We start from the raw sequence: 22,830 nt of genomic DNA, 5'->3' as shown, positions 1-22,830 counted from the left end.
AAACTAGAAGCGCGACCCGAAAGTCGCGCCGCTGGTTTATGCAGCTTTCTTAGATCCCAGCTTTGGGGGTCGAGCTTTTGTTTTCTTCTGAACACCTTGATGCTCACGAATAAATGACTTAATTTTTGGATACACCTTTTCGCGCCAACGACGACCAGAGAAGATGCCGTAGTGACCAGCACCAGCAACTTCATAATGGTCTTTGGAAGCTTTTGGAATGCCGGCACACAAAGCATGTGCTGAGCGGGTTTGTCCGCTACCAGAAATATCATCCAGCTCACCCTCAACAGTGAGGAGGGCAGTTTTCTTAATATCCTGCGGTTTAACTAATTCGCCCGCAACTTCCCAAGTGCCATTTGGCAGTGAATAGTCCTGGAACACAGTCTTGATAGTGTCCAAGTAAAACTTAGCATCCATATCGAGAACTGCGTTGTACTCATCATAGAAGCGAATATGCGCTTCCGCATCTTGCTCGTCTCCACGCACCAAGTTTTGGAAATAATCCCAATGTGACTGCAAGTGGTTCTGAGGGTTCATGGCGATAAAGCCCGTGTGCTGCAAGAAGCCTGGATATACCTTGCGCCCAGCCCCTGGATAGCTTGGCGGGACCTTGTAAATGACGTGGCTTTCAAACCAGTCATAGGATTTTTGATCAGCCAAATTATTTACAGCAGTTGGAGACTTACGTGCATCAATTGGGCCGCCCATCATGATCATGGAGGCTGGCGTCTTTTCACCAGCTGAGGCCATCAATGAGATTGCGCCTAATGTTGGAACTGTTGGTTGGCAAACGGAGATCACATGTAAGTTCTCGGCACCAATGGTGCGAATGAAATCTTGCACATAGTGAACGTAGTCATCGAGACCAAAATCACCTGCATCAGCTGGAACAATGCGTGCATCGATCCAGTCGGTAATGTAAACCTTGTGGTCTTGCAATAGGGTGCGAACAGTATCACGCAACAAAGTGGAGTGATGCCCAGAAAGCGGAGCAACAACTAGTACTGCTGGATCATCTTTGAGCTTCTTAATGACATCCAAATCATCGGAGAAGCGTTTGAAACGAATCAGGTTGCAGAATGGCTTTGCGACAATTGTTCTTTCATGAATCGCTACTTCGCGACCGTGCGCTTGCACTGAGCGGATACCAAACTCTGGTTTTTTATAGTTTTTTCCTAAGCGGTATAAAAGCTCATAGCTAGCAGCCAAACGATCTGAACCTGGAACCTTGGACGCGGGGTTTGAAGCATTAATAAATGCTTCGGATGCTGCTCGAGCCCATGAGCTTACTGGTTGAAGTAGAGCTTTTTGAAATTCATGTAACTGATATAGCATGTTGCCTCCTGATAATTCAGTGTAACCGCTTATTACACGTTATTACGCCAATACGCGGGCTATTGCTTTAGCTACCTTATCAATATTTTTAGTATTGAGGGCGGCGACACAAATACGGCCTGTGGAAAGGGCATAAATGCCATCTTCCTTCTGTAAACGCTCTACTTGCTCAGCACTTAAACCTGAGTAAGAGAACATGCCGCGCTGCGCTTCAATAAAAGCAAAGTCTTGCTTTACGCCAGCAGCAGCGAGTTTTTGTACAAGTCCTTGACGCATTGCTTTAATACGATCACGCATCTCGGCTAATTCATCTTCCCAAAGCTTTCTGAGTTCTGGTGAATTTAGAACTGCAGCTGCAATTGCAGCACCATGAGTAGGAGGATTTGAATAGTTTGTGCGAATCACGCGCTTCAATTGGGAGAGCACGCGAGTAGATTCATCTTTGCTCTGAGTCACGATAGACAAAGCACCAACACGCTCACCGTAGAGTGAGAACGATTTGGAGAAAGAGCTGGATACAAAGAAAGACATTCCAGATTCAGCGAACAGACGTACTGCAATGCCGTCTTGCTCAATACCAGCAGCAAAGCCTTGGTAAGCCATATCCAAGAATGGAATCAATTCTTTTGCTTTACAGATAGCGATTACTTGACGCCATTGAGCTTCAGTAATGTCTGCACCAGTTGGGTTATGGCAGCAAGCGTGCAGCAGAACAGTGGTGAACTTTGGGAAAGACTCTAAAGATTTCACCATGCCATCAAAATCAACGCCACGGGTCTTGCCATCAAAGTAGGTGTACTCAACCACTTCAAATCCAGCAGATTCAAAAATGCCGCGATGGTTTTCCCATGTAGGGTTGCTAATTGCGCAAGGCGCATTCAAGTTGAGGCGCTTAATAAAGTCCGCGCCAACGCGCAATGCACCAGTTCCACCAAGGCACTCAGCAGTAACAACGCGACCATCTTTAATGAGGGAGGAGTCAGCACCAAATAACAAGTTTTGAACTGCACTGTTATAGGGGTTTGGACCTTCGATTGGAATGTAGCTACGAGGAGAATGCTTTGCAACAATTGCCTCTTCAGCTTTGATAACGGCCTTCAAAAGAGGTACCTTACCTTCGTCCGTGTAATACACACCTACACCTAAGTTGACCTTGTCTGCACGTTGATCGGCGACATAGGCTTCTGTGAGGCCAAAAATAGGGTCTTTAGGGGCTAGTTGGACTGAGTTAAAAAGGTTCATTTGAGGGTCGAAAAGGGTTGTTAATAAGGTATTGCAGGGTTAATTGCCGTTAAATTCAGTTAAATTTACTTTAAATGGCTGTTTTTGAGGCTAGATTCAACTATTTCTAAATAAAAACGGCAAAATCATTGTTTGTACAAAATTCTCTGTGAACTAAAAGTCACAGGTGAAATGATAGCTGAGATGCCCCCTAAGTTGCCTAAAACTTCCTCAAATTCCAAAGTTGCTGAAAGCAAGAAAAGCCCCGTGGCCGATCCTTTGGGTGAGGTAGGTCATGACCTAGATCCAGCTAAGTTCGTTTCCTTCCCAGATTCGCCATTTCAGCTCTATCAGCCCTTCCCGCCGGCAGGGGATCAGCCGGCTGCAATTGACGCTCTAGTGGCTGGAATAGAAGATGGATTGACCTTTCAGACCCTTTTAGGGGTTACGGGCTCGGGTAAAACCTTCACCATGGCCAATGTGATTGCTCGAACTGGGCGTCCTGCCATCATTTTTGCTCCTAATAAGACCTTGGCTGCTCAGCTTTATAGCGAGTTTCGGGAGTTTTTCCCAAAGAATGCAGTTGAGTATTTTGTTAGTTACTACGACTACTACCAGCCCGAGGCCTATGTGCCGACGCGCGATTTGTTTATTGAAAAAGATTCGTCAATCAATGAGCACATTGAGCAAATGCGATTGTCTGCTACTAAGAGTTTGCTGGAGCGACGTGATGTGATCATCGTTGCAACTGTCTCTGCAATTTACGGTATCGGTAATCCAGGTGACTATCACAGCATGGTGATGACTTTGCGTCCGGGTGACAAGATGAGTCAGCGCGATATTTTGATGCGCCTAATTGCGATGCAATACGACCGCAACGAAACTGATTTCAAGCGTGGTGTTTTTCGAGTGCGAGGCGATACGATTGATATCTTCCCTGCTGAGCATAACGAATTGGCGGTGCGCGTTGAGCTCTTTGATGATGTTATTGAGAGTTTGCAATTCTTTGATCCGCTCACCGGAAAAATTCGCCAGAAAATTCCACGCTTTACGGTCTACCCAAGTTCTCACTACGTCACACCACGCGATACCGTTCTTAAAGCGATTGAAACAATTAAGGCGGAGTTGCGTATTCGCCTAGATGAATTTGTTAAGGACGGTAAGCTGGTTGAAGCGCAACGCTTAGAGCAGCGTACTCGCTTTGATCTAGAGATGCTTAACGAGCTGGGCTTCTGTAAAGGCATTGAGAACTACTCTCGCCACCTCTCCGGCGCTATGCCTGGTGAGGCGCCGCCTACCTTGGTGGACTATCTGCCAAATGATGCTTTGATGTTCTTGGATGAGAGCCATGTTCTCATTGGGCAGCTTAATGCCATGTACAACGGTGATAAGTCTCGTAAACATACTTTGGTGGAGTTTGGTTTCCGTTTGCCGTCAGCAATGGATAACCGACCTCTCAAGTTCACAGAGTTCGAAACGAAGATGCGTCAAACCGTATTTGTTTCTGCAACACCAGCCGATTACGAAAACACGCATACCGGACAAGTGGTGGAGCAGGTGGCTAGACCAACAGGATTGGTTGATCCAGAAATTGAAGTATTGCCAGCAAGCACACAAGTGGATGATCTATTGAATCAGATTCATGAGCGCGTCAAAGTACATGAGCGTGTCTTGGTAACGGTGCTCACAAAACGAATGGCTGAGCAGTTGACTGATTACTTATCGGATAACGGTGTGAAAGTGCGTTACGTGCACTCAGACATCGACACTGTAGAGCGTGTAGAAATTTTACGCGACTTACGATTGGGTGTCTTTGATGTATTGGTGGGTATTAATTTATTACGTGAAGGCTTGGATATTCCAGAGGTCTCACTAGTTGCTATTTTGGATGCGGATAAAGAGGGCTTCTTGCGTTCTGAGCGGAGTTTGATTCAAACAATCGGTAGGGCAGCGCGGAATATCAAAGGTAAGGCCATTCTGTACGCTGACAGGATTACTGACTCCATGAAGCGGGCGATGGGGGAGACCGAGCGCCGCCGAACCAAGCAAATTGCTTTCAATAAGGCGAATGGAATTGAGCCACGCGGCGTCCAAAAGCGCATTAAAGACATTATTGATGGGGTCTATGACGTCCAGGAGAAGCGCTCTGAGATGCAGGTGGAGCAGGAGCGGGCTCGCTATGAAGATATGAGTGAGAAGGATCTAGCGGGCGAAATTAAGCGCCTGGAGAAGCAAATGAACTCCGAAGCTAAGAATTTGGAGTTCGAAAAGGCTGCGGCCACCCGCGATCGCCTTACTAAGGTTAAGGAAATGGCCTTTGGCGCCCGTTCCAGGGATGCTGTTTAATCCTGAGCAGATTAGTGGGGTATATGGTAAAGTTGAGTGGAATGGTCGGGTATTACCCGCCCGACTGTTAGCTGTCCATAACAATCCATTACCAAGGTGACATATGAGACTTACAACCAAAGGCCGTTTTGCAGTAACCGCAATGATCGATTTAGCCCTCCGGGAAACCCATGGGCCCGTAACTTTGGCTGGAATTAGCCAAAGACAAAAGATTTCCCTGTCTTACTTGGAGCAGTTGTTCGGCAAATTACGCCGCTTCAATATTGTTGAGAGCACTCGAGGCCCCGGCGGTGGATACACCCTGGCGCGTAAGTCAGAAGAAATTAGCGTAGCCGACATCATTGTGGCTGTGGACGAGCCATTGGATGCAACCCAATGTGGCGGCAAAGGAAATTGCCATAGCGATGAAGAAAATCATGGCCGTTGTATGACGCATGACCTGTGGTCGAATCTGAACGCCAAGATGGTTGAGTACCTGAGCTCCGTATCCTTGCGTGACTTAGTGCAACAACAAGCTGGGCGTGGAATCGTATTGCACGATTTGCGCCCTAAGAAATTGAAGGCGGATAGCGTCAAGGCTGATAAGCCGGCAGCAGCCGTTACAGCAGCAAAAGAGGCCGCTCCGAAACAGCCTCTAGTGAATTCTGTTTTTAACCTGGCTAGACAAAGTTAATCTCAAAGATTTACTTTTTTAAACCAATTAATTGATAAGTAAAAAATGAACGCACCACAAGACATTCCTCAGCAGCCAGTACCGATGTTTAGTCCAAAACACTTCCCGGTGTACATGGACTATTCAGCTACTACGCCGATTGATCCACGTGTAGTGGACAAGATGTTGCCTTATTTGCGTGAGCAGTTTGGTAACGCGGCATCTCGCAGTCATGCTTATGGTTGGGCTGCGGAAGAGGCGGTTGAATGGGCGCGTTCAGAAGTTGCTCAGCTAGTTCATGCTGATCCAAGAGAGATCGTATTTACTAGTGGAGCCACTGAAAGTATTAACTTGGCGCTGAAGGGTGCCGCCCACTTTTATAAAGAGCGCGGCAATCACATCATTACCGTGAAGACTGAGCACAAGGCGACCTTAGACACTTGTCGGGAGCTCGAGCGCGAAGGCTTTGAAGTTACTTATTTAGATGTTTTGCCAGATGGCTTAATTGATTTCGCGCAACTTGAAGCAGCAATGAAGCCTGGCACGATCTTGGCTTCAGTAATGTATGTGAATAACGAGATTGGTGTAGTGCAAGATATCCCTCGCATCGGTGAGTTATGTCGTTCCCGTGGCGTGATTTTCCACGTAGATGCTGCGCAAGCGACTGGTAAGGTAGAAATTGATTTAGAAAAAACCAAAGTCGATTTAATGAGTTTCTCCGCACATAAATCCTATGGTCCAAAAGGTATTGGTGCGTTATTTGTACGTCGTAAGCCTCGTATCCGTATTGAGGCTCAGATTCATGGTGGTGGTCATGAGCGCGGTATGCGTTCAGGCACTTTAGCTGTGCATCAAATCGTAGGCATGGGCGAAGCTTTCCGTATCGCTCGGGTTGAGATGGCTGAAGAAAATAAGCGTATTCGTGCGTTGCGTGATCGCTTGCTGACTGGCTTGAAAGATATCGAAGAGGTCTATGTCAATGGCGATATGGATCACCGTGTTCCGCACAACCTCAACATTAGTTTTAATTATGTTGAAGGCGAGTCGATGTTGATGGCATTGAAGGATCTGGCTATCTCTTCTGGCTCTGCATGTACTTCGGCCTCCCTGGAGCCTTCTTATGTATTGCGTGCGCTTGGCCGCAATGATGAATTGGCTCATAGTTCAATTCGTTTTACCTTAGGTCGTTTTACTACCGAAGAAGAAGTGGATTTCACAATCAAGTTGGTGAAAGAGAAGATTGCTAAGTTGCGCGAACTCTCACCACTTTGGGAAATGTTTAAAGATGGTATTGATCTTAGTACCATTCAGTGGGCGGCGCACTAAGCGGCCTTGTACATAGTTAAGCAAGATAAAAGATATAACGAGGAAATGCCATGGCATATAGCGACAAAGTAATTGATCATTATGAGAACCCCCGCAACGTAGGCTCTTTCGAAAAGGGCGATGACCAGGTTGGTACTGGAATGGTTGGCGCACCTGCTTGCGGCGACGTTATGAAGTTGCAAATTCGTGTGAACGATCAAGGCGTGATTGAAGATGCTAAGTTCAAGACCTATGGTTGTGGCTCTGCAATTGCGTCTTCTTCCCTGGTAACCGAGTGGGTTAAAGGAAAAACTCTGGATCAAGCTTTAGAGATTAAGAATTCCCTGATTGCTGAAGAGCTGGCTTTGCCCCCTGTAAAAATTCACTGTTCTATCTTGGCTGAAGATGCCATTAAGGCGGCAGTGGCTGATTACAAAGAAAAGCATCCAGCCAAGTAAAGATAAAGAGGCTTTCATCATGGCAATTACCTTAACCGACAAAGCAGCAAAACATGTTCAGCGCAATTTAGATAAGCGCGGCAAAGGTTGTGGCTTGCGCTTAGGTGTTCGCACGACTGGTTGTTCTGGATTAGCTTATCAACTGGAATATGTGGATGAGGCTGCGCCTGAAGATACTCAGTTTGAGTCTAATGGCATCACCATCTTCGTTGACCCTAAGAGCTTGGCCTATTTAGATGGTACTGAATTGGATTTTGTGCGCGAAGGCCTGAATGAGGGCTTTAAGTTCCAAAATCCAAATGTAAAAGACGAGTGTGGTTGTGGTGAATCCTTCCGCGTCTGACGATTACTTTCGCTTCTTTGGTTTAGAGCAGCAATTCAATCTTGATTTGTCTGCGTTAGATCAGGCTTATCTAGCAATTCAGAAAGAAGTGCATCCCGATCGCCATGCCCGGGGTAGTGATACCGAGCAAAGGCTAGCCATGCAAATGGCTACCTTGGCTAATACCGCTTTTCAAACCCTTAAGAACCCCATTCAGCGCGGACTCTATCTTTGCCAGCTCCACGGGGTAGATGCCCGTCTAGAAACTAATACCGCCATGCCGGCTGCTTTTCTCATGAAGCAAATGGAATGGCGCGAGAGTCTGGAAGATCAAGATGAAGATCTTGGCGCTCTGGAGGCCTTGGCTGAAGAGGTTGATCAGTCCAAACGCGATACCTTAGTGGAAATTACACAAGCCATTGATGGCGCCAAGAACTATGAGCGCGCTGCTGAGTTGCTCAGAGGCCTACTCTTTATAGATAAGTTTGCGCTTGAGCTAGATGACGCTATCTCAGCCTTGGTATAGCTTTACACTCTAGTCCCCATGGCCTTATTACAAATCTCCGAACCCGGTAAATCACTCGCTCCACATCAGCGTCGAATTGCAGTGGGTATTGATCTGGGCACTACCAACTCCTTAGTGGCTATTGTGCGTGATGCCTTGCCTAAGGTTCTCCCAGATTCAGAAGGTCGAGAATTGCTTCCCTCGGTTGTGCGTTATCTCCCAAATGGCAGAACGCAAGCTGGTTTTGAGGCCATTGAAAGCATTGTTTCCGACCCAAAGAACACGATTGTCTCTGTAAAGCGCTTTATGGGTCGCGGCATTATCGATGTAGAAAACATTGAGAGTGCGCCATACGACTTTGTTGATGAGCCTGGAATGTTGAAGTTACGCACGGTGGCTGGTGATAAGAGCCCCATCGAAGTTTCTGCAGAAATTCTGGCGCGTTTACGTCAGTTAGCTGAAGACTCGGTAAATGATGACATCGTTGGCGCGGTGATTACTGTGCCAGCCTATTTTGATGATGCTCAACGTCAAGCAACGAAAGATGCTGCCAAGTTGGCTGGTATCGAAGTCTTGCGTTTGTTGAATGAGCCAACAGCAGCTGCCATTGCCTATGGCCTTGATAATGCCTCTGAAGGTATCTACGCTGTTTACGACTTAGGTGGCGGCACATTTGATATCTCTATCCTGCGTATGAGTAGGGGGGTATTTGAAGTGCTCTCGACTGGCGGCGATTCTGCTTTGGGTGGTGATGACTTTGATCATCGCCTGTATTGCTGGGTGATCGAGCAAGCCAAACTTCCACCGCTCTCGATTCAGGATCATCGTAAGCTCCTACTCTCTTGTAAGCATGCAAAAGAGCAATTAAGTCATAACCCATTAGCCCGTGTTCATGAAACACTCACCGATGGCACCGTTGTGAACGTCGGCATTAGTCAGGCGCAGTTCTTTGAAATCACTCAGAACCTAATTAGCAAAACACTCACAGCAGTAAAGAAAGCCTTGCGCGATGCGGGCCTCAAAGCGGATGAAGTTAAAGGCGTTGTCATGGTGGGCGGCGCAACTCGTATGCCTCATGTTCAGCGTGCCGTTGGTGAACTCTTTGGCACTAAGCCTTTAAATAACCTCAATCCAGATCAAGTTGTCGCACTGGGTGCGGCTATGCAGGCCGACTTACTTGCCGGCAATCAAAGCAAAGATGATGAGTGGCTCTTATTGGATGTCATTCCACTTTCTCTCGGTATTGAAACTATGGGTGGTTTAGTGGAAAAAATTATTGCGCGTAATACGCCCATTCCAGTAGCGCGTGCCCAGGATTTCACGACCTTTAAAGATGGTCAAACGGCTTTAGCTATTCAGGTAGTGCAGGGCGAACGTGAGTTAGCACAAGATTGCCGCTCTTTGGGTAAGTTTGAGTTGCGCGGTATTCCACCTATGGCTGCTGGCGCTGCCCGCATTCGTGTGACATTCCAAGTAGATGCTGATGGCCTGCTATCGGTCAGTGCAATGGAGCAGGGCTCAGGAGTTCAAGCCTCGATTGATATTAAGCCGTCTTATGGTTTGACTGATGCTGAGATTGCTCGCATGCTGCAAGACGGTTTTGCTTCCGCCAAGGTAGATCTCTTAGCGAGATCTTTGCGTGAAGAGCAGGTCAATGCGCAGCGACTATTGGATGCTGTACAAACTGCATTAAATTCTGACCGTGGATTGTTGAGCCCTCAGGAGCAGGATGCCGTGGATCAAGAGATGGCTACTTTGCAAAAGATTCTCACAGAAGAAAAAGATAGCGATATTCTCAGAAAAGCAGTTGATCATGCAGCTAAAGCTACTGATGAGTTTGCCCAGAAGCGCATGAACTCAAGTATTCAGAAGGCCTTAGCTGGCAAGAACGTAGCAGAAATTTAATCAAAGAAAATTACCAAGATGACTCAGATCGTTGTTCTACCTCATAGTGAATATTGCCCAGAAGGCGCTGTAGTTGAAGTAACGCCTGGTACTTCTATTTGTGAGGCTTTACTGGAAAACAATATTCCAATTGAGCATGCTTGCGATATGGTTTGCGCTTGCACTACTTGTCACGTGATTGTGAAAGAGGGCTATCAGAGTCTCAATGAGCCGGATGAGAATGAAGAGGATTTATTGGATCGCGCATGGGGACTCAATCCTCAGTCGCGCTTATCTTGCCAGGCTATTGTTGCTCGCCAGGATCTGGTTATTGAAATTCCGAAGTATTCAATTAACCACGCAAAAGAAAATCACTAAATTCAAACTCGGTATTAAACTCTAGAAATCTTAGAGGATTAACGGGCGTATGAATATTCAATATAAGGCATGCTACTTCATTGGTTTGGCGACTTTATTAAGTGCTTGCTCAAATAATAGTGACCCCTATCAAAATTCTGCCTACCCCCAGGCTTATGCGCAAAGTGATGGCTATAGCGCATCTCCGCAACTAATTTCTTCTGCGCAATTGCAGTCATTGGTTTCTCCAATAGCGCTGTACCCAGATTCCCTTTTATCCCTGATGTTCTTGGCTTCCACCTATCCGCTGGAAGTGGCAGAGGCTTATAACTGGCGCAGAACGAATTCCAATCTGAGTGGAGCTGCATTGCAAGATGCCCTGAAGGCTCAATCTTGGAACGATAGTGTCAAGTCTCTCATCTCCTTCCCCCAAGCATTTGACATGATGGGCAGTAAGCTGCAGTGGACTCAGAATCTCGGGAACGCTTATAAATTACAGCCGGGCGATGTCATGAAGGCTGTGCAGGTTTTGCGTAAGCGCGCTATGCAGGCCGGCAGCCTCAAAACCAATCAGCAAATCACAGTGAGTACGGATGCAGATTCTAATATTTTGATTGCACCTGCTAATACCCAGGTTGTTTATGTACCAAGTTACAGTCCAGCAGTAGTTTATGGACCGTGGCCATACCCGGACTATCCTCCATATCCTGCCTATAACCCTGCTTGGGGAATGATGTCTTTTGGAGTTGGTTTAGCGGTTGGTGATGCATTTTGGTCAACGCCTAGCTGGTCTAACGGCACGATCAATGTCAACAATAATGGCGGTATTAATGGCAGTAATAATTCTGGACGTTCTAACAGAGGCTTAATTGGCCCCAGTAGCATTCAGAATCAGCAGCGGCTTCTCAATGATTGGAAAAACAATGCCACCCCTCAAGAGAGGCAGGCTGCGAGATCCGCAGGCCAACGTGCTGATAGCGCTTTTCAGAAGGATGCCACTCCACAAGAGCGTACCCAAGCTAATCGCTTAAACCAAAAAGCTCGCAACGATTATCAGCAAGATAAGGCAAATCCAAATGCCTATCGTGAGGCTGCTCAAGAAAATGCGATGCGAGATCAAGCGCGTTACGACCGAATGAATGATGATCGATTTGGCGGCCGTGGTGGTTTTGGTGGTGGTCGTATGGGTGGATTTAGGCGCTAATAGATAGAGAGCTAAGAGATGAGATTATTTAAAAGTACCCTATGCTTATTGAGCGCAATTTTGCTCATGCAGTCAAATGCATTTTCTCACGCTAATTTGCCAAAAGGGGATGCATCTACCGCAGCTTTGGTTGATCTGTGTAAGAACCTAGATGACATTGATGGGCAAAACTTTTGCTTTGGGTTTGGTGAGGGCGTTTATCAGGCTTACCTGGCAAGTCGCAATCCAAAATTAAAACCAAGCATTTGTTTTTCATCTGATTCCAGTACAAGAGAAGCCATTCTGCAGGAGTTTTTAGCTTGGAATCAGGCTAACCCCCAATTCAACCAAGAGCGCGCAGCCAAGACTTTAGTTCGATTCTTCGAAACTAAGTACCCCTGCAAGTAGGGCTAGAAGCGCCATCCACTCTATTTGCACCAATTTAGAGCATGACGCACTTAAAGCAGGCAAAGCAATAATTGAGAGAGGGGCTGTGGGAATAGTATGAAGTTGTTGTTCATTCTTTAGTAATACCTCCATAGATTTTCTTTCAAACCACCCTGCGGGGTGGTTTTTCTTTGTATCTTGACGGTCGGCAATTTTCCTAAGGGAGTAGCGAATTAGAATTTAGCTATCAATGTTTAAGCTAATCAAAAATTATTTCCCTGGCCTGATGGTTTGCTTGGTCATCGCCATGTCAACCAGTTTTCTTTCTGAGAATTATGGTGGGCCTCAGTTGTTGTATGCCTTGCTGATTGGTTTGGCACTCCACTTCCTCTATCTTAATGAGACAGTAAAACCGGGAATCGATTTCTGCGCAAAAACAGTTTTACGTTTAGGTGTTGCGTTCTTGGGTATTCGAATAACCTTTGCAGATATTGGTGCAATAGGATTGAATACCGGCTTAATGGTGATATTTTCCGTCGGTGCTACGGTAGTCCTTGGATTTTTTCTTGCCAAACTATTGAAGCTGTCGCCGGACTTTGGCTTGATTGCAGGTGGTTCCGTGGGTATTTGTGGGGCTTCTGCTGCTTTAGCGGTGGCCTCCGTTCTTCCTAAAACAAAAGAGAATGAACGATTTACTTTGCTTGTCGTGGTGGGTGTAACCGTTCTCTCAACAATCGCAATGGTCGTGTACCCCTTTGCATTGCAGTTACTCAATATCACTGCTTTACCTGCGGGTATTTTTTTGGGGGCCACAATTCATGATGTCGCACAGGTAGTTGCTGCTGGTATGTTATTTGGCCCTGAGGCAGGTGATGTAGCCACGGTTGTGAAGCTATTCCGTGTTGCATTGCTATTGCCCGTTGTTTTATTTATTTCTATTTTCTTTGGTGCTGAAAAATCATCTCAGCGATTGGGTTGGGGCAGTTTACGGCTAATACCGACATTCTTATTGGGATTTGTTGCCTTATCAGTTGTTGCATCCATGCAGATTTTGCCCGGTTCCGTAACCCATTCTATTGGCGACTTATCTCGTTGGATGCTGGTAATTGCTATTGCCGCCGCCGGGCTAAAAACCAATTTTCAAGAATTAGCGAAGTTGGGATGGCAGCCGGTGGTAATGTTGGTCGTTGAGACTATATTTATTGCCGCCATCGGACTAATCTTTATTCTCAAAATGACCTAAGTTGAACTAGGCAATGGCCGCTCGAATCATTCCGGCTGCAACTGTATGGTTTGTGGCTTCATCAATTAGTATAAATGCGCCAGTTCGTTGTGATTGATTAAATAAGTCAGAAACAATGGGCTTTTGCAGAACAAAATCTACGCGACCTATTTCATTGGCATTAAGAGGGTGCGTTTCAAGAGCGTGAGACAGTGTTTGCACATCTAACACTTGTTGAATTTCTTTAACCTTTGCGCCAATCGTATTAGTGGTGTGGCGCAAGGCATATTTACGACTTAATGACAGTGGCTCACTATCTAGCCAGCAGAGATCAGCAGATATCTGCTTGCTGAGTGTCGGTGGATTGAGATCTTCAGCGCTGATAAATAAGCAACCTCTAGAAACATCGATATCCTCAGTCAGGCCAATTGCTACAGCCTCACCAGTTTTGGCGGACTCTACTTCATTGTTGGTATTTTCGTGATTTAAACGATTGCCTAAGTAGATCTTCGAAACAGTTGCTTCGCGATTTTCTGGAAGGACTTTAATTTTTTGACCAACTCGAACGCTGCCAGATTCAATTTGACCTAGATAGCCGCGGAAGTCATCGGAAGCACTGCCATCCTGACGAGCAACATATTGCACTGGAAAGCGTAATCCAGTCTTTTCAGACTGAGGGCTTGTATCTAGGCTTTCTAGCCACTGAAGTAATGTAGGGCCCTTGTACCAAGGCGTCTCTTTACTAGCAGTGACAACGTTTGCACCCAATAAAGCCGACATCGGAATTAATGTAGGTGCAGGTAAGTCAATCTTGCTGCATAAGTCTTCAATCGATGCCTTGATGGTATTGAACACTTTCTCATCAAAGTTAAGTAAATCCATTTTGTTAACGGCAAAGACAACGTGACGCAGGCCAAGTAAATGAACGATGGCTGCATGACGTTTAGTTTGCGCCAATAAGGTGGCAGGATTGGTGCTGAGATCAACACGGGTTGCATCAACCAAAATCACTGCCACATCAGATTGAGATGCTCCTGTGACTAAATTACGGGTGTATTGCTCATGTCCAGGGGCATCGGCTACGATAAACTTACGCTTTGGTGTCGAGAAATAGCGATAAGCTACATCGATGGTGATGCCTTGTTCACGCTCAGCTTCAAGACCATCAGTGAGTAGTGCCAAATCAACGCCTGCATCTGATGAAGTCACACGGGCATGCTTAGTTTTCGATAAAGACTCAAGCTGATCAACTAAGATGGACTTGGTGTCATATAGCAATCGACCAATTAGGGTGCTCTTACCATCATCTACGCTACCGGCGGTGATGAAGCGGACCACATTTTGATTTTGAGTTTGGTTCGTAGTCATCAGAAGTAACCTTCTTTCTTGCGGCGCTCCATCGAGGCCTCATTGGTTTGATCGTCCATGCGCGTTGCGCCGCGTTCTGTAATTTCAGTAATGGCGGTTTCGGCAATGATGTCAATTGGCGTAGCGGCAGTACTGAGAACTGGGCAAGTGCAGCTGATATCACCAACAGTGCGAAAACGCACGCTCAATACTTCGCTCACATCACCAGGCGCTTTAGGGGTGATGTTAGTAACGGGAACTAAGAGACTATTCTTTCGAACTACTTCACGTTCATGTGTGTAGTAAATGCTTGGAAGCTCTAATTTCTCGCGCGCAATGTATTGCCAGATATCAAGCTCGGTCCAATTGGAGATGGGGAATACGCGCATATTTTCTCCTTTTGAAATACGTGCGTTGTAAAGGTTCCAGAGCTCTGGACGTTGTGCCTTAGGATCCCATTGGCCGAATTCATCACGGAAGGAGAAGATGCGTTCTTTAGCTCGGGCTTTTTCTTCATCACGGCGTGCGCCACCCATAAGGGCATCGAATTCATATTCGGCAATAGCTTCAAGTAGGGTTACGGCTTGAGCAGCATTGCGTGAATCGGTTTCCTTGCGGAGACGTACAGTGCCTTTTTTGATGGAGTCTTCAACATGACCCACAATGAGTTTTACACCAGTATTTTTAACCACCGCATCACGATAAGCGATGACTTCTGGGTAATTATGTCCGGTATCAATATGTAGAATTGGGAAGGGGAGTTTTACTGGGCGATCACCAAACTGAAAGGCTTTTCGGGCCAAGTGAAACATCACAATCGAATCCTTGCCTCCTGAAAACAGCATGGCAGGATTGGCGCACTGAGCAACTACTTCACGAATAATGTAGATTGACTCTGCTTCTAGCCAATCCAAATGATCATCTAATAATTTTCGTTCTTGCATTTCGTAATTCGTTCTTTGCTAAGTTTTACTGCTGAAGTAATTATTTATTGACGTGTAGACCACACTCTTTGCTATCGCTCTGTAACCACCACCAGCGTCCTGCACGAATATCCTCGCCTTGTTTCACTTGTCGTGTACAAGGTTCGCAGCCAATGCTGGGGTAGCCTTTTAAGTGCAGCGGATGAATTGGTACATTCTCTTGTTTGATGTATGCCCAGATATCGCTTTCAGTCCAGTCAAACAAGGGATTAAATTTGACAATACCGCGTGCATCATCATGCTCTTCAAAATTCAACTCAACACGGGTGGTCGATTGCTCTCGTCTCTGACCGGTAAGCCATGCGTCAGCGCCAATCAATGCAGCGTTCAAAGGTTTAATTTTACGAGCGCTACAGCAAGCTTTCTTGGCTACTTCGCCATCGTAAAAACCATTCATGCCATATTGATCAATGAATGCTTGAATATCACTTTCTTCTGGATAGACTTGAGCAATCGAAATCCCATAGTGGTTTTCAGTTGTCTTGGTCATGTCCACCGTCTCTTGATGCAGGCGACCAGTGGCTAAGGTGAATAACTGAATATTGGCCTTAGACTTAGCAATCGCATCAGTGATCACCATGTCCTCAGCTGCCAGACTCGTAGCAAAGCGAACATCAGAAAAGCGTGAATCGATATCTAGTAAGCGGTGTTTGAAGGTGGCCGTCTTTCTGGCTAATTCAGACTCGGAAGGTGTATCTGCGGGGATTGACCAAAATTCTGGAGCAATCATGAAGACACCAGCTTAATTCCGACCAAAAATAATGTTCCCGCAAGCGTTGTTCTTGTGGCTCGCTCAGACAGCACGCTGGAGAGTTTTGCGCCTAACCAAATAGCGGGCACGGATCCAATGAGTAATCCAAACAGCAAGTCAAAATGCACGTTGCCGAGCCACCAATGCCCCAGTCCAGCCAGTGCAGTCAATGGCACAGCATAGGCAATATCCGTGCCTGCAACTTCAGATGCCTTTAAATGCGGGTAAAGCAACAAGATGAGCGTTGCTCCAATTGCGCCAGCGCCAATTGAAGAGACGGTTACAAGAATTCCGATTACAGCGCCAACGCTTATGGTTGCAGTCTTGAGGGCGGTGCCAGTAGGGAGGTAGCGTGGATTCGCCTGCACCCATTTTAAGATCTTGGCTCTAAAGAGAAGGGATGCTGCCGTTAATAAAACAGATATTCCAATGGAAATGCTAATGACATGATTCCAGTCTTTTGAAACTGGGCCGACATATTTCAAAACGAGGATGGAAAGTATTGCGGTGCTAATACTACCTATGCAGAGAAGGCGAACAATATCCCAGCGTACATTTCCGTGAAGACGATGTGCGGCAGTTCCAAACCCTTTGGTAATTGCTGCGAATGCTAGGTCCGTACCAACGGCGGCCGTGGGAGCAACCCCGAATATCAGCGTCAGCAATGGCGTCATCAGTGATCCGCCACCGACACCTGTCATACCAACCAGTAATCCAACTAGTGCGCCGGAAATAATGAAATGTGAAGAATCAATTAAGAAGTGAATCATCGGTGCGCCCAGTCAATTAAGCAAAGGTTTGCTCAAACTCGTCGAGCTTGATGGCATTCATGAGAAACAGAATTTGACGCTGGAAGCTTTTGCGTTCCGCCACATTCTCATGTGGCAAGCGATCATGTTCGCGTAATAGCTTGGTAATGATCGGGTTGTAGTGCTCGCGTACGGGGGACATCTGAATTCCTTGGTAAATATCTTGTTAAGAAGAATTTACCAAGGGGTCTATATATCCACAAGGAATATATAGAGATATCTAAATTACTTTTAGATATATAGGTTAAATTACTTTTCTACGAACGCACGTTCAAATACGTAATCACCTAATTGACCGAGGCTGGGAGATACCTTAAAGCCTTTGGCATCCAGCATCTCAGCGGTTTCTTTGAGCATAGATGGGCTGCCGCAGATCATCGCGCGATCTACCGCTGGATCTAGTGGAGGCAGGCCAATATCTTTAAAGAGTTGACCAGATTCAATCGCAGTAGTTAAGCGACCGGTGTGCTTAAAAGCCTCGCGTGTCACTGTTGGGTAATAGATCAATTTCTCGCGAATGATCTCGCCGATATATTCATCCTGAGTGAGTTCATTCTTAATGTAATCAGCGTAGGCTAATTCACTTACTAGGCGCACGCCATGAATCAGAACGACTTTTTCAAACTTCTCGTAAGTATCCGGGTCACGAATGATGCTCATGAATGGTGCTAGCCCTGTGCCCGTACTAAACAAGTAGAGATGTTTTCCAGGATTTAAGTCATCAATGACTAGGGTGCCAACGGATTTCTCGCTCACCAAAATAGGATCGCCCACCTGAATCTTCTGCAGTCGGGAGGTGAGGGGGCCATCCTGAACCTTAATACTTAAGAACTCTAAATGCTCTTCGTAATTAGGGCTTGCCACGCTATAGGCACGAACCAATGGTTTGCCTTCAACCTCTAGGCCAATCATTAAAAAATGACCGCTACGGAAGCGTAAGCCCTTGTTGCGAGTGGTAGTGAAGCTAAAGAGGGTGTCGTTCCAATGATGAACAGTGAGAACGGTTTCGGTGTTGTAGGCTGCCATAAACGCTTAATAATGAGGTCTAAAACTTAATTATCCTCATTCTGAGCGTGGTTCTATAGATATAAAAGTATTTAGCTTATAAAAAGGGATTCTTTTACTTATAAACGCCAAGCCCATAAGATCCTCTTGTACCTAATTGAAGGAAGTCTTATGTCTACAAAGCCATCGAGCGAAAAAACCTTATTTTTCACCTTAGCCAGAGTTTTGCTGGGTTTGGCTCTCTTGAGTCTGTCGACTTACCTTGCCCTGGAAAGTGCTAGCTATCTTGAGGTGCTTAATCAAAATGGCCTCAATCAATTCCACGCCTTTGGTTTATTGGTCTGCGTTAGTTTTTTTTCGGGAGTGTTCTTGATTGCTCAGCACGTATTGGCGCAAGATCAAGCTGATGTTGATGAGGCTTTTGAAAAGGCCATTACTTACTGATTGGGTTGGGCTGTTGGCCTATCCATACAAACTGGCTCTCCAGAATTTAGCGTCTAGCACTAAATTCCAATCCCTTCTTGTCCGCTGCCTTCTGTTATTTAAGCGGGCGGTACCTTTATATCAATAAAGATATATAGATTCTACATTTAATTATTTGTTGAAATATGACTATCCCTAGACAATGTGCTGGCTATGTATAAATATGACCATATTGACCAAACGCTAGTAGATCAGCGGGTTACTCAATTTCGAGATCAGGTTGAGCGTCGCCTTAACGGCACTCTCGCTGAAGAAGAATTCCGCCCACTTAGGCTACAAAACGGCCTCTACCATCAGCGCCATGCTTACATGTTGCGCGTTGCTATTCCATACGGCTTGTTGAGTGCGAGACAGTTACGTACCCTCGCTTTCATTGCAGATAAGTATGACCGTGGTTATGGCCACTTTACGACTCGTCAAAATATTCAATTTAACTGGGTAGAGCTTGAGCAGACTCCCGATATTTTGGCTGAACTAGCCAAAGTCGAGATGCATGCCATTCAAACTTCGGGTAACTGTATTCGCAATATTACGAGCGATGCTTTTGCTGGAGTCGCGGCTGATGAATATATCGACCCTAGGCCCATTTGCGAATTGCTACGCCAATGGTCTACCTTGCATCCAGAGTTTGCCCATCTGCCGCGTAAATTTAAGTTTGCAGTCAATGGCGCCAAAGAAGATCGCACCGTATTACTTTGTCATGATGTCGGCATTGAGCTCAAAAAAGATTCTCAAGATCGATTAATTGCCGATATCTACGCGGGTGGCGGTATGGGCCGAACACCTATTCTGGGTTCACTCATCAAGCAGAATGTTCCATGGGAGGTTCTGCCTAGCTACTTAACGGCACTCTTGCGGGTATATAACCGATTTGGTCGGCGTGACAATCTGTACAAGGCTCGGATCAAGATTTTGGTCAAGGCTTTGGGTCCAGAAGAATTCGCACGGCAAGTGGAGGGTGAATGGGCTCAACTGCATAATGCAACTAAGCAGGGTAAAGATAACTTCACACAAGCTGAGTGGGAGCGTGTCGCTAAGCACTTTACCAAGCAAAGCTACAAAACACTTCCAGCATTAAGTGATGAGCAATTACAGTCTCATGCTCAATCAAAGTTGGATGCCAATGAGAAGATTGTATTTACTCGCTGGCTAGAGCGCAACGTAAAGCCGCACCAAGTACCTGGTTATGCTTCCGTCATTTTGTCTCTTAAGCCACATGGCACTGCGGCTCCTGGCGACGCTACTAGCGCGCAAATGAATGCCATCGCCGACTTAGCTGACCAATATAGTTTTGGTGAACTTCGTGTAACGCATGAGCAGAATTTAGTTTTAGCTGACGTGGAACAGGCCGAGTTGCTTAACCTCTGGCGAGCAGCAAAAAATTACAATCTTGTACTGCCTAATATTGGTTTATTGACCGATATCATCGCTTGCCCAGGTGGTGACTTCTGCTCACTAGCCAATGCCAAATCTTTACCGATTGCTAAAGCCATCCAAGAACGTTTTGATGATTTGGATTACCTACATGACTTAGGTGATATCACTTTAAATATTTCAGGCTGCATTAACTCTTGTGGACACCATCACGTTGGCAATATCGGGGTGCTCGGCGTTGATAAAGATGGCGAAGAGTGGTATCAGATTACGCTGGGTGGAGATCAAGGTAATGATGCTTCTATCGGGAAAGTCATTGGACCTTCTTTCTATGCCAATGAAATTCCGGATGTGATGACCAGCATCATCAACACTTATGTAGAGCAACGCTCAACTGATGAACCATTTATTGAGACCTATCGCAGATTGGGCGTAACTCCATTTAAGGAGGCTGCCTATAAAAATAATGGAAAACACTCTAAAGGTGCAGCGGTCTAATTACAAAAACACTATGAACCAGCAGATTATTTATTACCCTAAAGACGGAAAACCCACTTTGATTGCCAATGATTGGCAGGTATGGGATGGCGAGCGCGATGAAGGCGGTATTCCGGATTTGGAGCATGGCTTTAATAAGGTTCTAGTGCCATTCCATTGGTGGATTACACATCACAAGAACGCTGATGTAGCCAGTAGAGCAGGTAAAGGCGAGATTGGTGTTTGGTTTGCTGCCGATGACGACATTCTGAAGCACTCTGAAATCATTGAAGAGGGTAAATCACTCTGGCCGGTGGTTGGGGCGCATTTCCCTATTTTTAGAGATGGTAGAAGCTTTAGTACCGCCGCCTTGCTAAGAGATCGCTTTGAGTGGCAAGGTGAGGTACGTGCCATTGGCGATGTCTTGATTGACCAGCTATTACAAGGCGCACGCGTCGGCTTTGATGCCTTTGAATTACGTCCCGATCAAAACCTCGATATTGCTCTCAAGCAGTTTGATCTTTTTTCGGTGGTGACGCAAAACAGCTGGCGCGATCAACGCGCCACTATTGCATAAACTCCTCACAGAAACAGCGAATGTCTACAACTCACACTCCAGAGCTTGGTAAGGTTTTTTTGGTCGGAGCAGGCCCCGGGGCTGCAGACCTCATCACTTTGCGTGGTGCAAGATTATTGGCGCAGGCGGACATCGTGTTTCACGATGCTTTGGTGGATCCAACAATGTTGGAGCTTTGCCCTCAGGCAACTAAAGTAGCTGTAGGTAAACGTTGCGGCAAGCTCTCTTCCGCACAGCATTTTATTAATAAGCGCTTAGTGGATGCGGCAAAAAACCATCAAATTATTATTAGGTTAAAAGGTGGCGACCCCATGATGTTTGGTCGTGCCGATGAAGAAATCCAAGCACTCAAGCGAGCTGGTATTCAGGTGGAAGTGGTGCCTGGTATTACTGCGGCTTTAGCTGGGGCCGCTTCGATGCAGCAATCACTCACCTTACGTGGCGTTAGTAGAAGTGTTGCTTTTGTCACTGTAGCGCAAGGGCAAGACCCAAGCAGCGATAGTCCTTCAAAATCAGAGCATATCCCTCTAGCGCAACCCAATGCAGATACCTTGGTGTATTACATGGGGCGTAAGGACGCAACAAGCATTGCTAAGCAATTAATTGAGGGCGTTACAAACCACGATGATGGGACGCCTGTCCATATTCTGGAGGCCGTCAGCACCAAGAATGAACGTCACTGGTCTAGTACTCTTGGTCAATTGGCTAATGGTGAAGCAGATGAGTGGTTTAATGCCGCTTCGCCGGCGTTAATTATGATTGGCGAAGCTTTAAGACAGAAGCCACAAGTGCTGTCCTCAGAGCTAGATAGCTCTTGCAGCGAACTCAATGATGGACTGCAAAACAGCATCGTCCTCACCAACTGCCGGCGTAGCGCTTAAAGTAATTTCAGGAAATTTTTCACGACAAGCAGTTAGAAGGGCGGGGAAGTCATTCCGTAAATGGCCGCCTTGCCCAAAAAAGACTGGCAGAACCGTTATTTCTTTGGCGCCCTTGGATACTAAAGAACTTACTGCCATCTCAAGGCTTGGCTCCATCAGCTCCAAAAAGGCGAGCTCGACCACTATATTGGAATGCTGCGCTACCCATTTTTCCTTTAAGCGGTCAAATGGCTCACGCCAGCGAACATCACGGGCGCCGTGGCCAAATAAAATGAGAGCTTTCATGCAATCCTTCTGATTGAGATTCTTTTATGTTTCAAAGCTTACCCTGAATTTCATTAAGTGTCTTTAATACCGTGATAACAGGGTGATTGCCTTTAAAGCGAACGAGACTTTTGACGGGGCCAGCACTTGCTGTTATGGGTAGACTGTGACATTCTCCCCAGAAGGCCTTAGCAATGAACAACTTTTCTCCAAAATCTATTATTGAACGCGGCGCTTGGTATGTCGTCATTCAGGCAATTCTGATTGGCTTGATTTTGTTCGGCCCTAGGGGGCAAGATTTACTGACTTCCGAGCCTCTCAAAAATATCTTTACGTCGTGTGGTATTTCAGTTGGCCTGATTTCAATCTTGGTGATGCTTATTGCAGTGATCAATCTTGGTAAAAATCTTACCCCCTTGCCATGCCCAAAAGACAATGCGCAGTTAGTGCAGTCTGGCCTCTATCGTTATGTGCGCCATCCAATATATTTTGGGGTGCTTCTGGCAGCTTTTGCTTGGCTGCTTATCTTCCCCGGTGTTTATGTTTTGGCTTATGCAATTGCCTTACTTGTTTTATTTGATATCAAGGCAAGGAGGGAGGAGATTTGGCTGGTAGAGCGATTTCCTGCCTACACAGCATACCAATTGAAAGTTAAAAAATTAATTCCAGCTATCTATTAAGATGGTGTTTTAAGTGATTGGA

Annotated in this window: 25 protein-coding genes; 16 read left to right on the top strand and 9 right to left on the bottom strand. The window is 46.1% G+C overall.

The window, feature by feature from the left end; translation table 11 throughout:
* Nucleotides 1-36: 36 nt before the first annotated feature.
* Together ICN16_RS03265 and ICN16_RS03260 are read right to left on the bottom strand one after the other, a co-directional pair.
* A complete protein-coding gene (locus ICN16_RS03265; RefSeq protein ID WP_216133989.1) occupies nt 37-1,335 on the bottom strand; it encodes a polyhydroxyalkanoate depolymerase in 1,299 nt (432 codons plus the stop codon).
* A gap of 42 nt (nt 1,336-1,377) precedes the next feature.
* Nucleotides 1,378-2,577: an amino acid aminotransferase gene (locus tag ICN16_RS03260; RefSeq protein WP_216133987.1), complete on the bottom strand. Its 1,200-nt coding sequence runs from the start codon at nt 2,575-2,577 to the stop codon at nt 1,378-1,380.
* Nucleotides 2,578-2,748: 171 nt separating this feature from the next.
* Between ICN16_RS03260 and uvrB the strand changes: the two genes are divergently transcribed.
* The 11 genes from uvrB to ICN16_RS03205 all read left to right on the top strand — a co-directional run bounded on the left by uvrB (nt 2,749) and on the right by ICN16_RS03205 (nt 13,198).
* Entirely contained in the window at nt 2,749-4,902 is a 2,154-nt protein-coding gene (gene uvrB, locus ICN16_RS03255) for an excinuclease ABC subunit UvrB (protein ID WP_255533577.1), read from the top strand.
* Nucleotides 4,903-5,005: 103 nt separating this feature from the next.
* The gene (locus tag ICN16_RS03250) at nt 5,006-5,575 is read left to right on the top strand and encodes a Fe-S cluster assembly transcription factor (RefSeq protein ID WP_216133975.1); all 570 of its coding nucleotides are present in this window, start codon (nt 5,006-5,008) and stop codon (nt 5,573-5,575) included.
* A 45-nt stretch (nt 5,576-5,620) separates the two neighbouring features.
* Nucleotides 5,621-6,880 carry an IscS subfamily cysteine desulfurase gene (locus ICN16_RS03245; protein ID WP_370625600.1) on the top strand — a complete coding sequence of 420 codons (1,260 nt, stop codon included), beginning with the start codon at nt 5,621-5,623 and terminating at the stop codon, nt 6,878-6,880.
* A 50-nt stretch (nt 6,881-6,930) separates the two neighbouring features.
* Complete coding sequence (iscU, locus tag ICN16_RS03240; protein ID WP_215333536.1) at nt 6,931-7,317, top strand: Fe-S cluster assembly scaffold IscU; 387 nt, start codon at nt 6,931-6,933, stop codon at nt 7,315-7,317.
* A 19-nt stretch (nt 7,318-7,336) separates the two neighbouring features.
* Nucleotides 7,337-7,660 carry an iron-sulfur cluster assembly protein IscA gene (gene iscA, locus ICN16_RS03235; protein WP_015421521.1) on the top strand — a complete coding sequence of 108 codons (324 nt, stop codon included), beginning with the start codon at nt 7,337-7,339 and terminating at the stop codon, nt 7,658-7,660.
* Nucleotides 7,641-8,165, top strand: coding sequence for a Fe-S protein assembly co-chaperone HscB (gene hscB, locus ICN16_RS03230; protein ID WP_370625599.1), 525 nt, complete (start codon nt 7,641-7,643; stop codon nt 8,163-8,165). The genes iscA and hscB overlap by 20 nt, the downstream gene beginning before the upstream one ends.
* A gap of 18 nt (nt 8,166-8,183) precedes the next feature.
* Nucleotides 8,184-10,049: a Fe-S protein assembly chaperone HscA gene (gene hscA / locus ICN16_RS03225; protein ID WP_216133971.1), complete on the top strand. Its 1,866-nt coding sequence runs from the start codon at nt 8,184-8,186 to the stop codon at nt 10,047-10,049.
* 18 nt (nt 10,050-10,067) lie between these two features.
* Nucleotides 10,068-10,406 carry an ISC system 2Fe-2S type ferredoxin gene (gene fdx, locus ICN16_RS03220; protein WP_215301387.1) on the top strand — a complete coding sequence of 113 codons (339 nt, stop codon included), beginning with the start codon at nt 10,068-10,070 and terminating at the stop codon, nt 10,404-10,406.
* Nucleotides 10,407-10,455: 49 nt separating this feature from the next.
* Complete coding sequence (locus ICN16_RS03215; RefSeq protein ID WP_216133969.1) at nt 10,456-11,589, top strand: DUF3300 domain-containing protein; 1,134 nt, start codon at nt 10,456-10,458, stop codon at nt 11,587-11,589.
* A 66-nt stretch (nt 11,590-11,655) separates the two neighbouring features.
* The gene (locus tag ICN16_RS03210; protein WP_216133967.1) at nt 11,656-11,976 is read left to right on the top strand and encodes a Rap1a/Tai family immunity protein; all 321 of its coding nucleotides are present in this window, start codon (nt 11,656-11,658) and stop codon (nt 11,974-11,976) included.
* Between the two features lie 229 nt (nt 11,977-12,205).
* Complete coding sequence (locus ICN16_RS03205) at nt 12,206-13,198, top strand: YeiH family protein (RefSeq protein ID WP_370625598.1); 993 nt, start codon at nt 12,206-12,208, stop codon at nt 13,196-13,198.
* A 6-nt stretch (nt 13,199-13,204) separates the two neighbouring features.
* Here the strand turns inward: ICN16_RS03205 and ICN16_RS03200 are convergent, their stop codons facing one another.
* The 6 genes from ICN16_RS03200 to ICN16_RS03175 form a co-directional block, all read right to left on the bottom strand.
* Nucleotides 13,205-14,545 (bottom strand): sulfate adenylyltransferase subunit 1, encoded by a 1,341-nt coding sequence (locus ICN16_RS03200; RefSeq protein WP_216133965.1) that lies wholly within the window; start codon nt 14,543-14,545, stop codon nt 13,205-13,207.
* Entirely contained in the window at nt 14,545-15,468 is a 924-nt protein-coding gene (gene cysD / locus ICN16_RS03195) for a sulfate adenylyltransferase subunit CysD (RefSeq protein ID WP_216133956.1), read from the bottom strand. The genes ICN16_RS03200 and cysD overlap by 1 nt, the downstream gene beginning before the upstream one ends.
* A gap of 40 nt (nt 15,469-15,508) precedes the next feature.
* Nucleotides 15,509-16,237 carry a phosphoadenylyl-sulfate reductase gene (locus tag ICN16_RS03190; RefSeq protein WP_216133954.1) on the bottom strand — a complete coding sequence of 243 codons (729 nt, stop codon included), beginning with the start codon at nt 16,235-16,237 and terminating at the stop codon, nt 15,509-15,511.
* Nucleotides 16,234-17,028, bottom strand: a complete 795-nt coding sequence (locus ICN16_RS03185) for a sulfite exporter TauE/SafE family protein (RefSeq protein ID WP_216133951.1) — start codon at nt 17,026-17,028, stop codon at nt 16,234-16,236. The genes ICN16_RS03190 and ICN16_RS03185 overlap by 4 nt, the downstream gene beginning before the upstream one ends.
* A gap of 16 nt (nt 17,029-17,044) precedes the next feature.
* Entirely contained in the window at nt 17,045-17,209 is a 165-nt protein-coding gene (locus ICN16_RS03180; protein ID WP_215330946.1) for a hypothetical protein, read from the bottom strand.
* Between the two features lie 107 nt (nt 17,210-17,316).
* On the bottom strand, nt 17,317-18,093 hold the full coding sequence (locus ICN16_RS03175) for a ferredoxin--NADP reductase (protein WP_215333516.1): 777 nt from the start codon (nt 18,091-18,093) through the stop codon (nt 17,317-17,319).
* A 150-nt stretch (nt 18,094-18,243) separates the two neighbouring features.
* Here ICN16_RS03175 and ICN16_RS03170 point away from each other — a divergent pair, with 150 nt between their 5' ends.
* The 4 genes from ICN16_RS03170 (at nt 18,244) to cobA (ending at nt 21,864) form a co-directional block, all read left to right on the top strand.
* A complete protein-coding gene (locus tag ICN16_RS03170; protein ID WP_216133949.1) occupies nt 18,244-18,516 on the top strand; it encodes a hypothetical protein in 273 nt (90 codons plus the stop codon).
* 192 nt (nt 18,517-18,708) lie between these two features.
* Nucleotides 18,709-20,427, top strand: a complete 1,719-nt coding sequence (locus ICN16_RS03165; protein WP_216133947.1) for a nitrite/sulfite reductase — start codon at nt 18,709-18,711, stop codon at nt 20,425-20,427.
* A 13-nt stretch (nt 20,428-20,440) separates the two neighbouring features.
* Nucleotides 20,441-20,983, top strand: coding sequence for a DUF934 domain-containing protein (locus ICN16_RS03160; protein WP_255533576.1), 543 nt, complete (start codon nt 20,441-20,443; stop codon nt 20,981-20,983).
* Nucleotides 20,984-21,003: 20 nt separating this feature from the next.
* Nucleotides 21,004-21,864: a uroporphyrinogen-III C-methyltransferase gene (cobA, locus tag ICN16_RS03155; RefSeq protein WP_216133943.1), complete on the top strand. Its 861-nt coding sequence runs from the start codon at nt 21,004-21,006 to the stop codon at nt 21,862-21,864.
* Here the strand turns inward: cobA and ICN16_RS03150 are convergent.
* On the bottom strand, nt 21,787-22,149 hold the full coding sequence (locus ICN16_RS03150; protein WP_216133941.1) for a sirohydrochlorin chelatase: 363 nt from the start codon (nt 22,147-22,149) through the stop codon (nt 21,787-21,789). The two genes, cobA and ICN16_RS03150, sit on opposite strands and share 78 nt — an antisense overlap.
* Nucleotides 22,150-22,322: 173 nt before the next feature.
* Between ICN16_RS03150 and ICN16_RS03145 the strand changes: the two genes are divergently transcribed.
* A complete protein-coding gene (locus ICN16_RS03145) occupies nt 22,323-22,808 on the top strand; it encodes an isoprenylcysteine carboxylmethyltransferase family protein (RefSeq protein ID WP_216133939.1) in 486 nt (161 codons plus the stop codon).
* The last annotated feature ends 22 nt before the right edge of the window (nt 22,809-22,830 follow it).

This window comes from Polynucleobacter sp. es-MAR-4 (assembly GCF_018882055.1).
Taxonomy (GTDB): Bacteria; Pseudomonadota; Gammaproteobacteria; order Burkholderiales; family Burkholderiaceae; genus Polynucleobacter.
This window is presented reverse-complemented; position numbering and strand designations above follow the sequence as displayed.